The organism is Aminobacter sp. DSM 101952 (genome assembly GCF_001424795.1).
Lineage (GTDB): Bacteria > Pseudomonadota > Alphaproteobacteria > Rhizobiales > Rhizobiaceae > Aminobacter > Aminobacter aganoensis.
Genome location: NZ_LMCL01000006.1, coordinates 115,208 through 129,621, shown reverse-complemented (window position 1 = coordinate 129,621; position 14,414 = coordinate 115,208). Strand labels below are relative to the sequence as shown.

The window sequence follows — 14,414 nt, the reverse complement described above, 5'->3', positions numbered from 1 at the left end:
TGATCCGGGTGGCGCTGCCAGAAGGCAATCCCTTCGCCGTTTCCCAAAAGGTTGTGATCCGCGGGTGTATCCTGGGATGGTGCTGGGTGAAGTGAGAGACCGCGAATTTCGGCTGGCCGATCACAGCAGGCGACTTCGCCTTCTTCCCTGCCCGGCGAGACGACAGACCTCGTTTGCCATGCGCCCTTCAGGCAGAATCTGGATCGGCCTTGTTTGGATCAAGAACGCCTAAATCTTGCGACTTCACCCTGACGGTCGCTTCCTGGAAACCTTTTGCCGCCAATCCTCGACGCAACAATCAACGTCATCGAGATCGCAGGGGATATCCAGAGCGAAAACCTCCACGATAACGCGGGCTTGAGGACATTCTGGGCTTTGTCATGGATATGCACAGCGCACCGGAGAGCCGCTGCTGTTCGAGCGACAGCCCAACGGGGCCCGATCGGATCGAAATGAACGGTCAAGCCCGACAGTATGACGTCGCGACGGGCCGGTAGCCACCCATCTACACCGACCTGCGCGGCTCTAGAGTTTGCCGCGCTCCATCGCGAGTTCGGTGTCTAGGCTTGCGCCATCGCGAAAGATTGTGGCGACCGCCAATGTGCGGCCTCCGCTCTTGAAGCGAAGGAGGCAGTCCTTGGCGGCGACGTTGCCTTCGACCTCGACTGCGTCCCAGCCCTCGGCATGGCCAACATAGTTGATCGGCACATCGTAGTGCTGGCTCCAGAAGAATGGCACATCCGTGAACGGTTGCCGATGTCCGAGCATGTTGAGCGCAGCCGTCGCTCCCTGACGCTCCGCCACCACCCAATGCTCCACGCGGATGCTTGTGCCGCTGTGCGGGTCCGGCCAACGCGCGATGTCGCCTGCCGCATAGACACCCGGCGCGCTGGTCTCGAGGCAGGCATCCACCACCACGCCACGGTCGATGGCGAGGCCGGCCGCTTCAGCAAGGCCGATCCGCGGCCTCACGCCAATGCCGGCCACGACCAGATCGGCGGCCAGCATGCCGCCGCTGGCCAATTGAACATCCTTCGCGCCAATGCGCGCGGCGGTTTCGCCAAGATGGAAGACGACGCCATGTTTCTCATGCAAGGCGCGGATGAAATCGCCCATTTCAGGACCCAACACCCGTTCCATCGGCCGTTTGTCGGGCGCCACGACATGCACTTCGACACCGCGGGTGCGAAGGGCGGCGGCGACCTCGAGACCGATGAAACTGGCGCCGAGCACAACGGCGGCTTTCGCTGACGCGGCCTGCCCGATGATGTTTCGGCTGTCGGCAAGGGAGCGCAGCGTATGCACATGGGGCTTGTCGGCGCCAGGGATGGTCAGGCGAACGGGCTCCGCGCCGGTCGCGAGAAGCAGCCTGTCGTAGCCCAGACGGGAACCATCGGCGAGCACCACCTCCTTGCCGCCGACATCGAGAGCTGTGACTGCGGTACTGAGGCGTAGGTCAATGCCGTTCTTGGCGTAGAAACCTTGCTTGCGCAGGGGTAGCCAGTCCTCCGGGGCCGTGCCGGCGAGATAGTCCTTGGACAGGTTGGGACGATCCACCGGTAACGCCTCGTCCTCGCTGAGCAGGACGATCGATCCCTGGTACTGCTCCCGCCGCAGCCTTTCCGCCGCGGCGAAACCGGCGGCGCCGCCACCGACGATGACGATGTTCTTCGGAGCAGGCTCACTGCCGCTGTCGTGCGGCGCCTGCGCTGGCTTCTTGAGTTTCTCGCCGACGACTATCGCGTCGCCGCGTTGCTCCACTGCCCAGCAGGCGAGAGGCGAAAGTGCCGGAGCACGCAGCGCTTCGCCGGTGCGCAGGTCGAAGCAGGCGTGATGCCAGGGGCAGCGAACCGTATGATCGACAACGAGGCCTTCGACGAGCGGTCCGCCGTAATGGGAACAGGCAGCAGCGACAGCGAATATGTCGGACCCGCGTCGCACCAGAAGCACCGGCTCGCCGTCGCGGTGCCCCACCAGCCTGCCGCCGTCGGGAAGTTCGTCGCTCTTGATCCCAAGTGCAAGATCGGGTCCGCTCGGACTGGAATGACTTCCCGCCATCATTTCCCCTCCTTCAAGACATGGTGCTAGGCTGGCCCAGCACGCAGTTTCACCAAGTTTTCCGCTTTTCCCTCCGCCAGGCAAATGGATTCCGTCGCACGTCGGGTGCAAATTACCGCGCCCTTCCAGACGAGCCGGTGCCACGGGATCCTGAAGGCGCGCAGCGCCTGGCAGGAGCCCCGCAGGCAGCGCGGCACCTAAAATGTACGCGACAAGAACAATACCAGTTTAACACCTGAAAAAAATTCTGCATAAAGGAGCGACTCTCCACAGGTGCTCCGATGGGCGACCAGGCAATTCTCGACTTCCTCGCTAGGCAGCTTTCGGGTGAAAGCGGTGAACCGCTCTACCGAAGGCTCGAAGACGCCATCAAGCAGGCGATCGGCTCGGCACACCTCAAGCGCGGCGCTGTCATCCCCAGCGAGCGTGTGCTGTGCGATGCGCTCGGTATCTCACGCGTCACCGTTCGCAAATCAATCGACGGCCTCGTTTCCGACGGCCTGCTAGACCGCCGCCAAGGCGCCAAGACCGTGGTATCGTCGCGCCTGGAGAAGTCTCTGGCGACCATGACCAGCTTCTCCGAGGACATGCGTTCGCGCGGGCTGGAACCCGGCTGCGTCTGGATTTCACGAGAGATTTCACGCCCTTCGCCGGCTGAGATGATGGCCTTGGGCATCTCCGGCAGCGAAAAGGTCGTGCGTCTTCGCCGCCTGCGCACCGCCGACGACACGCCCATCGCCATCGAGATCGCCACGCTCCCCGCCCGCTTCGTGCCCGATCCCCAGGCGGTCAGGGAGTCGCTCTACGAATACCTCGAGTCGACCGGCGCTCTGCCGGTGCGGGCGCTGCAGCGCATGCAGGCCAAGCCCGCCACCGACGAGGAGCGCCAGCTTCTCGCCACGCCTGAAGACACCTCGCTGCTGGTTATGGAGCGCCGCTGCTTCCTCGCCGACGGCCAGATCGTCGAGTTCACCCAGACTAAATACCGCGGTGACGTCTACGACTTTGTCATCGAGTTGACGCGGTAATACCAGTTAAATGCCTGTTGCAATCTGGTCTTATGCTGCTACCGTTTCGGCATCACTGGAGATGCCCGCGTGCCGCTTGACTTCAACGCCCTCGACAATGGTCTCATCGTGTCCTGCCAACCCGTGAAGGGTGGCGCCATGGACAAGGCCGAGATGGTCGTGGGCTTTGCGCTGGCGGCCATCGACGGTGGCGCCGCCGCCCTGCGCATCGAATCCGCCGAATATGTCGCCGCCGTCCGCGCCGCCACCGACTGGCCGATCATCGGCCTCGTCAAGCGCGATCTCGACAACACGCCCGTCCGCATCACACCGAGGCTGGAAGATGTTGACGCCCTTGCCAAGGCCGGCGCCGACATCATCGCCTACGACGCCACCCAGCGTGTCCGTCCCGTCTCCACCAAGGCGATCGTCGAGCGCATCCATTCCCATGGCCGCGCGGCGATGGCCGACTGCTCCATTATCTCCGACGCCGAGCAGGCGCTGGCCGAGGGCGTCGAGGTCGTCGGCTCGACGCTCGCCGGCTATACCGGCCCGGTCGAGCCGACCGAACCCGACTTCGCGCTGATCTCTTCGATGCGCAAGCTGACGCCCTATGTGGTCGCCGAGGGCAATGTCCGCACTCCCGCCCAGGCACAGCAGGCGCTGGCATCGGGCGCGTCGATGGTCGTCGTCGGCTCGGCCATTACCCGGCCGGAATATGTGACCTCCTGGTTCCGCGCCGCGCTCGACGAAACCATCGCCAAGGCTGGAGCCTGATTGCCATGGCCGACACCGTTCTCGCGCTCGACATCGGTGGCACCAAGATGCTCGCCGCCCTCGTGCGTGGCAACGCGGTGGTCGAGTCGCGCAAGATGCCGACGCCGCGCAGCGGCAACCCCGAGCAGTGGCTGGCGGCCCTGTTCAATGCGATCTCAGGCTGGAACGGCTGCTACGACACCGTCGGCGTCGCCGTCAGCGGCATCATCGACGGCGGCTGCTGGTCGCCCCTCAACCGCAAGACGCTCGACATTCCGGACCGCTTTCCCCTGGTCGCGACCGTAGGCAGGCTCTCCGGCACGGATGTAGTGCTTGCCGCCAACGACGCCCAAGCCGCGGCCTGGGGCGAATTCTCTTGCGGCGCCGGCCAAGGCGAGGACCTCGTCTTCCTGACCATCTCCACCGGTATTGGCGGCGGCATCGTCGTCAACGGCCGCCTGCTCGGCGGGCTCGCCGGGCATTTCGGTCTTCTTCGCTTTCTCGACGAAGAAGACGGCGTGCTCGAGGACCACGTCTCCGGCAACTGGATGGCAGCACAGGCAGCACCGCATCAGGCTGGAGCCGCTGCGCGCGAGGTCTTCGAGGCTGCGGCTGCAGGCCACGGTTGGGCGAAGAATATCGTTCTGGGCTCGGTGCGCCAGACCGCGCTTTTGTGCCGCAACGTCCAGCTCATGCTCGATCCTGCCCGCATCGTCATCGGCGGTGGCATCGGCCTTGCGCCCGGGTATCTCGAATCCGTCCGGCAGGCGCTGGGAAGCCTGCCTCCACGGCTCACCCCGCAGCTTCATGCCGCAGCGCTCGGAGAGAGCGCCGGCGTCGTGGGCATCGCGGATCTAGCAAGACGTCAGAACTGACCTAGAGGGAGAACACGAAATGACATTTTCGAAGATCAGAAAGGGCGGCCTGATCGCAGCTGCGATCGCCAGCCTGATGGCGAGCCCAGCCTACGCCAAGGTGACCGTTCTCGGCTGGCCGGGCGGCCCCGAAGAGACCGCGCTGCGCGCCGCCGCCGATGCCTACAACGCAAAGTCCGACACGACGGACGCCAACAAGGTCGAGCTGCTGTTCTTCAACCGCGACGGCTTCTGGGACAAGCTGCAGGCCGACCTCGCCGCGGGCTCCAAGGCCTTCGACGTCAACCTGCTCGCCACCTATTCGATCGGCCGCTACGCGCCGTTCATGGAGCCGGTCGAGCTGTCGGATGAAGCCAAGGCCGTCTACGGGGACTCCGTGCTCTCCACCATGCAGTATGAGGGCAAGCAGTTCGGCGTTCCGACCGACCTGTCGATGCATTTCATGTACTACCGCAAGGACCTGATCGACGCACTGCTCACGGACGACACGGCCAAGGCCAAGTTCGCCGAGATCTCCGAAAAGCACCTCGGCAAGAAGCTCGAGCCGAAGAACCCGGACGAATGGACCTGGGACGACTATGCGGCGACCGCGCTCTACTTCACCCAGGCAGTCAACTCCGACAGCCCCACCCGCTACGGCACCGTACTGCAGCTCAAGAACCTGCTGTTCAACATGATGGTGTTCCAGTCGCTGCCGCGTTCTTATGGCGGCAACTGGATGGATGAGAGCGGCAAGATCTCGGTCAACTCCGAGGCCTATCGCAAGGGCCTCGAAACCTACAAGCTGCTCTATGACGCCGGCGCCACCCCGCGTGACTCGCTGTCCTACGAGTTCGCCGAGGCCAATGCGGCCTATGCTTCCGGGCAGGTCGCCGCGATGATGCAGTGGAACGCCGCCGCCTCCGACCTGACCTCCAAGGAGAAGTCGCCCACCGTCGCCGAGGTCACCGAGACCGTCGCTCCGCCGGCAGGTCCCGAGGGCCGCTTTACCCACATCCACGGCCTCGGCTTCGGCCTCAACAAGAACGCCGAGAACAAGGATGGCGCCAAGGCCTTCATCAAGTGGCTGTCATCGAAGGAAGCAGCCCTGATTTATGCCAAGAACAACGGCGCACCGGCACTCACCCCCGAGGTCGTCAAGGAAGTGGCGACCGAACGTCCGGACCTGGTCAAGCTCGGCGAGTTTGCCAGCAAATACGGCTACGTCATGAACGGCGGCACCTCGGCGAAGGCGCTTTCAGTCTACGAGCTCCAGGCCAAGGAGTTCACCGGCTACTGGTCGGGCCAGCAGTCGCTCGACGACGCGCTTGCCAACACCGAAAAGGGCATGACCGGGCTGCTCAAATAATCGGTTGGCCGGTGGCGGCGGCCTGCCGCCGCCGGCCACTCGGACAGGTTCAGGATTCGGCATCTCCCCGCACTCCATGCCCAGCGCATATCGGGCAATCCTGGCACCCATTTTTCCGGCCCATGCGGGTTCGAGGTGCCGAATCCTGAACCTGTCCAGAGTGCATGCCTGATGACCCTGTTGCAGGGGTCGCGAGCCGCCATTGCTTCCATTGGAATGCCAGCCTTAGATCGATTGTTGATGACAACGCTTTCGCAACGCGCCCCTTCGTCCGAATTCCGGCTGCTGGCAGTCCCGCTGGTGTTGTTCCTGCTCGTCTTCCTGGGCTTCCCGGCGATCGTCAACCTCGTCTATTCGGTCTCCGAGGTCAGCTTCGAGACCCTGCGCAGCCCGGAGATCACGGGCTTCTCCAACTTCGCCGCCGTTTGGAAAGACAGTTCCTTTTGGCAAGCTAGCTGGTTCTCGTTTCGCTTCGGCCTGCTGACAGCCGTGTTCGAATGCGCGCTCGGCCTGTTCCTCGCCATCTTCCTGTCGCCGCTGATCGAAAAGCGCAGCTGGCTGATGGCGATCCTGATGCTGCCGCTGATGGTGGCGCCGGCGCTCGTCGGCTTGATGTACCGTCTCGTGCTGCACGAATTCGTCGGCCCGGTCCCCTATTATCTCTGGACCTGGTTCGGCGCGAGCTTCTCTTTCCTCGGCCCCGCCTCGGCCTTCTGGACGCTGATCGTCGTCGAGACGCTGCAGTGGACGCCGTTCGCATTCCTGCTCTTCTACATGGCCTACCAGGCGATCCCCAAGGAGATCGTCGAGGCGTCGGCCATGGACGGCGCGCGCTACCGCCACCGGCTCTGGTACATCGAGCTGCCGCTGATGGCGCCGACCATCGTGGTCGCCCTGCTGATCCGCTTCATCGACGGCTTCCGCGTCTTCGACAATGTCTATGTGTTGACCGGCAGCGGCCCCGGCGGCTCCACCGCCTCGCTGTCGATCTACATCTACGAGGCTTTCTTCAAGCAGGGCGCCATCGGCAAGGCGGTCGCAGCCTCCGTCATCCTGTTCGTGGTGTCGTTCGCCGTGCTCTACGGCCTCAACGCGCTTGCCGCCCGCCGCAAGGGAGCCCGGTGATGGTCAACACCCTTCGCTGGATCGTCTTCACCATCGCCGCCCTTGCGATGAACTTCCCGATCCTCGTCACGCTGTCAACCTCATTCAAGAGCGCGCGCGAGCTGTCGACGAACCCCGGCCTCTGGGTCTATGCGCCGACGCTCGAAAACTACGCCACCGTCTTCACGGTGTCCGACCGCCTGAATATCTTCCTTTACCTGATCAACAGCGTCGCAGTCGCTGCGCTCGGCACGCTGCTGGCGGTAGCGCTCGCCTTGCCGGCAGCCTATGCCATCGCCCGCGGCAAGCTCGGCGAACGCACGCTCTTGCCGCTCATCGTCAACCTGCGCGCCGTACCGCTGATCATCTTCGCCATCCCGCTCTACATGATGTTCCAGTGGCTGGCGTTGCTTGACACGCGTCTCGGCCTCGGCCTGATCCTCGCCATCGTCAATCTGCCGCTCGCACTCGTCATCCTGGTCAACGCCATCCGCGACCTGCCTGCTGAACTCGACGAGGCGGCCTTGATGGACGGCGCGACGCGTTTCCAGATCTTGACCAGAGTCATCGCGCCCCTATGCCGTCCGGCCATCGTCACCAGCCTGATCTTTGGCTTCATCACCGCCTGGAACGAATTCCTGTTCGGCCTGATGCTGACCACGTCCAAGGCGGTGCCGATCACCGTCGGCGCCTCGTTCTTCTTCGCCGCCAGCGGCGGCGGCGTGCAATGGGGCGTGGCCTCGGCCGTCATGGTCGTCGGCGCGCTGCCGCCCATGCTGCTCGGGCTCATCATGTACCGCCAGATCAGCGGGTCTATGACGGCAGGCGCGGTCAAAGGTTGACACAGTTTCCCGAGGAGGTTCCATGGGTACGATTTCGCTCCAGAAAGCCGGCAAGCGTTATGGCGAAACCGAGATCATCAAGGATCTTGACCTGAACATCGCCAATGGCGAGTTCGTCGTCATCGTCGGCCCGTCCGGTTGCGGCAAGTCCACGCTTTTGCGCATGATTGCCGGTCTTGAGGAAACCACCTCCGGCAGCCTCACCATCGACGGCCGCGACGTCACCAAGGCGCCGCCGGTCGAGCGCCAGCTTGCCATGGTGTTCCAGTCCTACGCACTCTACCCGCACATGACGGTGCGCCAGAACATGGGTTTCGGGCTCAAGCTGGCGAAACTGTCGGTGGACGTCATTAAGGCCAAGGTCGACCAAGCCGCCGACACACTGAAGCTCACCCACCTGCTCGACCGCTACCCGCGCCAACTGTCGGGCGGCCAGCGCCAGCGCGTCGCCATCGGTCGCGCCATCGTGCGCCAGCCGGTCGGCTTCCTGTTTGACGAGCCACTGTCTAACCTGGACGCAGCACTGCGCGTCGACATGCGCCTTGAGATCGCCAAACTGCACCGCGCACTCGACGCCACAATGATCTACGTCACCCACGACCAAGTCGAGGCAATGACGCTGGCCGACCGCATCGTCGTGCTCAAGGAGGGCCGCATCATGCAGCACGGTAGCCCGCACGAGCTCTACGAGCGCCCTGCCAATTTGTTCGTCGCCCAGTTCATCGGCAGCCCCAAGATGAACGTGCTCGGCTGCACGCCATCCGGTGACGGCAAGCTCGACCTCACCGGACAGGGGACGCTGTCCATCGCCTTCTCCGGCGCGCCGACCCAGCTCGGCGTGCGACCCGAGCATCTCAGCCTTGTCGCACCAGAGGCAGGCCATTGCCGCGGCACTGTCGAGGTCGCCGAATATCTCGGCGGCAACACCAGCGTCTTTGTCCGTAACGACCGGCTCGGCCTGATCAACGTTAACGCGCCCGCCGACACCACTGTGCGCATCGGCGAGACAGTCGGCATCGCCATTAACGGTCTGCGCGCGTCACTGTTTGACGCCGACGAATCAGCTATCGCCCGGACTGCTTGAGAGCAAAAAACTCGCACCGCAGGTCATGCGGAAAGGACTTCTTAGACGCGAAAGTGCCTGCTACGCATCCAGCGCGGCATCCCGCGGTCACGAGTTCAGTTCTTCGAGAGCTTCGGGCCAAGACCGTTCGAGCCGCCGGCCACATGGCTAGTGTTTTTTTCTATAGAAGCTTGGCTTCCCTCCAGAACGGCCACTCATATTCTTGATCTTCAGGCGGTCGTCGAGCCGTTTGCCGCCACTCAATGAGCTTTGCCTCTGCCTAGTCCACGCGCTGTTCGATGGCGCCCATCACGGACACTCCGTCGCGGTCGAGCAATTCAAGTCGAACGACATCTCCCTTTTTCATAAAGTCGAGCGTCGGCTTTCCAGTCTTGAGGGTCTCCAGCGCCCGATATTCACCGATACAGGCGCACCCGACTGAATCATCGTCATTCGAGACGGTGCCAAGCCCAAGAATGGTGCCCGCGGCGAGATTGCGTGTCTGTGCACAGTAGGCGATGACGTCGCCATAGCTGAACGGGCTTCCGAGCCCGGTATCGATGTTCCCAATCTGCCTCCCGCGAAGCGTTACCGCCATGCGCCCGCCGACGAGCGAGCCATCCCACAGATCACCCAACTCATCCGGAGTGACTGCTATCGGGCCCAATGCGCTTTCCGGCTTGGCGACAAGCAGGCCGAAAGTCCGTTTCACCTCGAACGGTACGATTCGACGAAGAGACGTATCCTGCAGTAGACAGAACAAACGGATATATTTCGACGCGTCCGGAGCCTTCGCATGCCGGGGAACGTCGCCCAGTATAGCCGCGACTTCTGCCTCGAAGTCGATCAGGTCAGCTTCATCCTGCCCGGTAATTGGGTCGTTCCAAGCACCGAAACCATATGAGATGCCTTGGTAGATCAGTGGAACTGCATCCAGGTCGTCAGGAAGGCTCTCTCCGCGAGCCATCCTGTTGCGCCGGATATGGCTGAGATAGCAGGCTCCATCGAGATACTGGAACGTCCGAGGCAGTGGGGCAGCGAGCTCTGTCTGATCGAGAGCAAACGCGTTCCGCGCCGCGCCCCGGTTCAATTTCGCATAAAGTTCTTCGGCCCTCGGCGAGAGTGCGTCCCACTCATCCAGCAGCGCCTGCATGGTCGGCGCAATACCGTCGGCACGTACTGCACTTTTTAGGTCTTTGGATACGACGAGCAAGACGCCGTCACGTCCAGATTTCAAGGATGCAAGTTTCATTGGTTGTCCGTTCACAATGGAATGGCCCATCCTAAACGGCTCATCCGGATTGGGGATCACATGCCACGGTGACACGCGGTGCGGACAACTGCGATCTACCGTAGCGTCCGACGCTCCTGACCGAAGCCCACACAGAAACGGCGAGACCGGAGCCAGCTCCAGTCTCGCTGATCGTGCCCTGGATTTACGATCTGTCAGATGCTGCCGGAAGCAGCCGTTTCGCGACGCATCGTTTGCAGCAGAGCGCCGGGCAGGCCATCCAAGAAACGCTGTATCGCTTGGCTGGTTTCCGCCGCATGGGTGACAGGTGGGGCATGCCCGGCACCCTCGATTTCTACAAAGTTCGCGTTCTTGATGTCGGCGGCGAGGTTTCTGCCATGCGACACATCGATACCGATGTCGTTCGAACCGTGAACGACGAGCGTTGGCGCCGCGATCTCATGGAGACGAGGGGTAAAATCGTCACGCTCGACGAGTGCATTGACCGGCAGGACCAGGCTGTCGCGCTCCATGTTTCTCCACTTCGACATCCATGCGGATGCGTGACGTTCGTCGCCGATCAGAAGGCTGGAGAGCATTTGCTCCACATTGGCGCTGCCGTTCTGCAACCATTCTTTTGCCAATTGCCTAAAGTTTTCGTTCTGCTCGTCAGTATCCAGACCAGAGCGGGTCGCAATCAGGACCAGTGCGGTCACCCGCTCGGGAGCCAAAAGAGCGGCGCGCATGGAAATGAACGCGCCCTGGGACAATCCCACCAGGGCGGCTTTGCTGATGCCAACATGAGCCATCAGGTCTAGAAGGTCTTGCGCCGAGTCCCAGAAGGTAAAGGGCTTGCCGTCGCCGTTGGTTAAGCCGAAGCCGCGCTGGTCGAAGGACAGGCAGCGAAACCGCGGGCGCAATGTCTCGACCTGCGCGTGATACATCGCATGGTCCATCAGGAAACCGTGACTGAAAACCACGGCCGGACCGTCGCCGCCGGTGTCTTCATAGTAAATCTTCTGTCCGTTCAAATTGACATGAGGCATCGCGTTACTTTCCGAGCTTGGTTAATGCAGCTTGTCGGAAGCTATCGTCCATGATCGACTTCGGATCGAGGCGGGTGCGCAGCGTACCCATCTCGATTTGCCAGTCGATGAATGCATCGACCCACTCGAGGGAGGGTGCGGCGTCCTCCGGAATGAACAGTGATGGCGATCCAGGAGCGATTTCGATGTTGTATTTGCGGAGCATCGCAAGGATTTGCTCCTTATCGGTCTGCGCCGATCCGAAAGCCTGCCCATAGTCGCGCACGCCCTTCAGGTAACCGACCATGAAACGGTTTCCGGCATCGACATTGTCCTTGGTTAGCGCCGGGCCATACACCAGGTATCCGACCGGGGAATTGGGAAAAACCTGGTCGATCGAGCTTATCCGTGTGACGCCCGCCCGCTCCATCAGAAGCGAAGCGAGCGGCTCGGCCACCGATGCGCCATCGACGGCCCCGTTGCTTAGTCCGGCAACGACGTTGGCAAAGCCCAAGCTGACATACTTGACGTCGTCCTTCTGAAGCCCCGCCTTGCGAGCAACCTCCGAGATCACCCAGTGGGGGGCGGACGTGACACCGGTGGCGATCTTCATGCCCTTAAGGTCGGCCAACCCTTTGTAACGACCGCTATTGATAAGCTGCTTGCTCAACACAACGCTGATGAAGCCATGGTCGGGGGTATTGTTGCCGGCGCCGGCAACAACGCTGAGGTCGATGTCCCGCAGCTTGGCATTGAGCAGCGCGACATTCACGCTGCTGGTTGCAACATCGATGATGCCGGTCGCGTGGGCCTGATATTCGTCTGCTCCGGTAGCAAACTTTGTCACCTCCACATCGAGGCCTTCCTCCTGGAAGTAGCCCTTCTCCAACGCAATCAACGAAGGTGCGTCGAAGAGCGCGGAGATGATGCCCATGCGCACTTTGACGCGCTCCTGAGCTGCGCCACTTTGCGACCGGGCTTTTGTCGCAGCCATTCCAAACCCCGCGCCCAGCAGCGCGATGGCTTTGCGACGCGTTATATTCACCGCCATGTATCTGGACATTCTGATATTTCCTCCGCTGTCGAGACGTTGCGCTCCCGGAATACCGGCGCAGCTACGTATGTTGTTTCCATGGGATTAGCAGGCGCTCCGCGGCGTCGAACAACCAGAAGGAGATCGTGCCGAGAATTGCGACGGTGACGAGCCCGACATACATTTCTTCGATCGAGAGCGTCTGCCATGCACGCCAGATAAGGAAGCCGATACCGGAGTCACTGGAGACCATCTCCGCGGTAACAAGAAGAAGCAGGGAAATTCCCCACCCAAGCCTGAGGCCAGCAAAAATGGTAGGCATAGCTCCTGGCAACGCAATCGTGAATGCAACGGCAAGTTTTTTTGCCTTGAAATTGCGTCCAACATCAAGATAGATTTTTTCTATGTTTCTAACACCCGTCGATGTTGCAATTAGCACCTGAAAGAATACCCCAATCGCAATGATTGCCCATTTTGATGCTTCACCGATACCAAATATCAGCATGATCAACGGCAAGATTGCGACCTTGGGGATTGGAAAAAGTGCGCCGACAACAGGCTGCACTGCGGCCCGCACAAGAGGCACAAGACCCATCACCACACCCAAAGCAATTGCCGGCAAGGCGCCTATCAGGAACCCTATGCAGGCACGGGCGAGGCTCGTTTGCACCTGAAATAAGAGCGATCCCTCCCAGCCGGAATTGAAAGTGAGATCATAGAAGGCGCCAGCGATATCCGACGGCGGCGGGAAGAACCGGGCATCGATCAATCCAAGCTGGCCCAGGATCTCCCATATCAGCAGCAAGGCAACTGGCATGAAGAGCGCGACGAGACGTTCGCCGTTACGTCTGAGTAAACCGCTCCGGGAGGAGCTGTTAGCGGGCCGAATGACATGACGTTTCACATCTACACGCGACTGGGCAGATACCGTTATGCTCACAACGCCTCCATCTTCTGCTTGGCGGCCAGGACTTCATCCCGAAGCTCCCCCCAAATCCGATTGCTGATCTCTCCGTATCCAGACCGGCTTTTGATTTCATAGGCGCCGCGCGGGCGAGCCATATCGATTGTTAAGTCGCACTTTATTCTTCCGGGCCGCGCCGTCATTACTAAGGCCCGATCAGAAAGCACAACCGCTTCGTCTATCGAATGGGTGATGAAGAGAACTGTTTTGCGTGTCTCCTCCCAAATACGCAGCAGCTCCTCCTGAAGAAGCGATTTGTTCTGCTCGTCCAGGGCCGCAAAGGGTTCGTCCATCAGCAGGATTTCGGGATCGTTCGCAAACGCACGAGCGATCGATACGCGCTGCTTCATGCCGCCAGATAACTGGTGCGGATAGGAATTCTGGAAGGTCCGGAGACCTACTTTGTCGATGTAGTAGGCGACGATTTCCTCGATATTTCTGGCGCCGCGGCGACGCAGGCCGTAGGCGACATTGTCCTTGACTGTCATCCACGGAAATATCGACTGCTCCTGAAAGATCATCGAGTTTAGCGGCTTGGATTGATCAAAATGTGAAATCTCAAGATTACCGCCTGTATGATTCTCTAAACCTGCGATAATTCGTAATAATGTTGTCTTACCGCAGCCGGACGGTCCAACAATACAGCAGAACTCACCTTTGTTTACGACCAGATCCACATTGGCAATGGCGAGAGTAGTGCCTGTCGGGGAAGAAAATTCTTTTTCAAGCTGGCGAGCTATAATTTGAGCCTGCAAATTATGCATCTTTGGTTCGACCAACATCAACAGCCTCCCTCTGAAGAGGTTTTAGATCTGGAGCCTTGCTCATGCCCACAACCACCTATGATAAGTGATCCGTGAAGCATGGCACATGTATGCGTCTTTGTTGGAAAAATTGAGACCATTTGTTCATATTTTCGCGTTTTTTGATAATTAACACAAGCTTCTCACACAAAGTGATACACGTCCCGCTCCACAGGATGATCCTCCTCGCGCCGGCTACTGCAGTAGAATGGTCTTGATGCTAGTCTCTGAGACAGGAACCGACATCACATGGGAATGTGACACTGAAAGCTGATCTCAATGTACGTCGTACACTAGCTCTTCCC

The 14,414-nt window shown here is 60.9% G+C and carries 13 protein-coding genes; 7 read left to right on the top strand and 6 right to left on the bottom strand.

Going from position 1 to position 14,414, the window contains the following annotated elements; genetic code table 11:
- Window positions 1-525: 525 nt before the first annotated feature.
- A complete protein-coding gene (locus ASC75_RS07860; RefSeq protein ID WP_055972659.1) occupies window positions 526-2,058 on the bottom strand; it encodes an FAD-dependent oxidoreductase in 1,533 nt (510 codons plus the stop codon).
- Between the two features lie 281 nt (window positions 2,059-2,339).
- Here ASC75_RS07860 and ASC75_RS07855 point away from each other — a divergent pair, with 281 nt between their 5' ends.
- The 7 genes from ASC75_RS07855 (at window position 2,340) to ASC75_RS07825 (ending at window position 9,074) form a co-directional block, all read left to right on the top strand.
- Complete coding sequence (locus ASC75_RS07855; protein WP_055972656.1) at window positions 2,340-3,086, top strand: GntR family transcriptional regulator; 747 nt, start codon at window positions 2,340-2,342, stop codon at window positions 3,084-3,086.
- Window positions 3,087-3,155: 69 nt separating this feature from the next.
- Window positions 3,156-3,842 (top strand): putative N-acetylmannosamine-6-phosphate 2-epimerase, encoded by a 687-nt coding sequence (locus ASC75_RS26690; protein ID WP_055972654.1) that lies wholly within the window; start codon window positions 3,156-3,158, stop codon window positions 3,840-3,842.
- 5 nt (window positions 3,843-3,847) lie between these two features.
- The gene (locus ASC75_RS26685) at window positions 3,848-4,696 is read left to right on the top strand and encodes an ROK family protein (protein ID WP_055972651.1); all 849 of its coding nucleotides are present in this window, start codon (window positions 3,848-3,850) and stop codon (window positions 4,694-4,696) included.
- A gap of 19 nt (window positions 4,697-4,715) precedes the next feature.
- The gene (locus tag ASC75_RS07840; RefSeq protein WP_055972649.1) at window positions 4,716-6,044 is read left to right on the top strand and encodes a sugar ABC transporter substrate-binding protein; all 1,329 of its coding nucleotides are present in this window, start codon (window positions 4,716-4,718) and stop codon (window positions 6,042-6,044) included.
- 240 nt (window positions 6,045-6,284) lie between these two features.
- Window positions 6,285-7,169, top strand: coding sequence for a sugar ABC transporter permease (locus ASC75_RS07835; RefSeq protein ID WP_055972643.1), 885 nt, complete (start codon window positions 6,285-6,287; stop codon window positions 7,167-7,169).
- Window positions 7,169-7,990, top strand: a complete 822-nt coding sequence (locus ASC75_RS07830) for a carbohydrate ABC transporter permease (RefSeq protein WP_055972639.1) — start codon at window positions 7,169-7,171, stop codon at window positions 7,988-7,990. The genes ASC75_RS07835 and ASC75_RS07830 overlap by 1 nt, the downstream gene beginning before the upstream one ends.
- Window positions 7,991-8,012: 22 nt before the next feature.
- Window positions 8,013-9,074, top strand: a complete 1,062-nt coding sequence (locus ASC75_RS07825; protein WP_055972636.1) for an ABC transporter ATP-binding protein — start codon at window positions 8,013-8,015, stop codon at window positions 9,072-9,074.
- 259 nt (window positions 9,075-9,333) lie between these two features.
- Here ASC75_RS07825 and ASC75_RS07820 read toward each other — a convergent pair whose 3' ends face one another.
- The 5 genes from ASC75_RS07820 to ASC75_RS07800 form a co-directional block, all read right to left on the bottom strand.
- Window positions 9,334-10,305, bottom strand: a complete 972-nt coding sequence (locus ASC75_RS07820) for a fumarylacetoacetate hydrolase family protein (RefSeq protein ID WP_055972633.1) — start codon at window positions 10,303-10,305, stop codon at window positions 9,334-9,336.
- A gap of 194 nt (window positions 10,306-10,499) precedes the next feature.
- A complete protein-coding gene (locus tag ASC75_RS07815) occupies window positions 10,500-11,330 on the bottom strand; it encodes an alpha/beta hydrolase (RefSeq protein WP_055972630.1) in 831 nt (276 codons plus the stop codon).
- Between the two features lie 4 nt (window positions 11,331-11,334).
- Complete coding sequence (locus tag ASC75_RS07810; RefSeq protein ID WP_082496458.1) at window positions 11,335-12,372, bottom strand: ABC transporter substrate-binding protein; 1,038 nt, start codon at window positions 12,370-12,372, stop codon at window positions 11,335-11,337.
- A 52-nt stretch (window positions 12,373-12,424) separates the two neighbouring features.
- The gene (locus tag ASC75_RS07805; protein WP_200943443.1) at window positions 12,425-13,282 is read right to left on the bottom strand and encodes an ABC transporter permease; all 858 of its coding nucleotides are present in this window, start codon (window positions 13,280-13,282) and stop codon (window positions 12,425-12,427) included.
- Window positions 13,279-14,088 carry an ABC transporter ATP-binding protein gene (locus ASC75_RS07800; RefSeq protein ID WP_200943442.1) on the bottom strand — a complete coding sequence of 270 codons (810 nt, stop codon included), beginning with the start codon at window positions 14,086-14,088 and terminating at the stop codon, window positions 13,279-13,281. The genes ASC75_RS07805 and ASC75_RS07800 overlap by 4 nt, the downstream gene beginning before the upstream one ends.
- Between the last annotated feature and the right edge of the window lie 326 nt (window positions 14,089-14,414).